Source organism: Bacillus sp. SIMBA_005 (assembly GCF_046535585.1).
Taxonomy (GTDB): domain Bacteria; phylum Bacillota; class Bacilli; order Bacillales; family Bacillaceae; genus Bacillus; species Bacillus pumilus.
Genome location: NZ_JAWRWI010000045.1, coordinates 1 through 482 on the forward strand (window position 1 = coordinate 1; position 482 = coordinate 482).

1 protein-coding gene is annotated in these 482 nt (G+C 48.8%); it reads right to left on the bottom strand.

Annotated features, from left to right (window positions below):
* Nucleotides 1–482, bottom strand: a 482-nt coding sequence (locus SB660_RS18980; protein ID WP_410583765.1) for an acyl-CoA dehydrogenase family protein, incomplete at both ends; no start/stop codon positions are given.

The following is a 482-nucleotide window of genomic DNA, read 5'->3' on the forward strand; positions in this document are numbered from 1 at the left end:
GGTTTTGGCGTACTCCACCGAGCAGCCGAGCGCCGCTTCGATAATCCCGAGCGCCTGAGCCGCTATGCCGATCCGTCCGACGGCAAGGTTTTTCATGGCGATTGAAAAACCCTCGCCCTCTTCGCCGAGCCGGTTTTCAATCGGAATTTCCGCTTGATCAAACTGCAATTCGGCAGTATTGGAACCTAACAATCCGAGCTTTTTTTCTTTTTTTCCGACAGAAAAACCGGGTGTGTTTTTTTCAACAATAAAAGCCGAAATCCCGTGCCTGCCTTGATCTGGAGCTGTTAAAGCAAATGTGATATAGATATCAGCTGCTCCGCCATTCGTTATGAATATTTTCGATCCGTTTAATAGATATTTGCCGTTCTTTTTGATTGCTGTTGTGCGGAGGCTCCCGGCATCCGACCCCGAGTGAGGCTCCGTTAGTGCAAATGCGCCCAAATGGTCTCCTGACGCGAGCTTTGGTATATATTTCATCT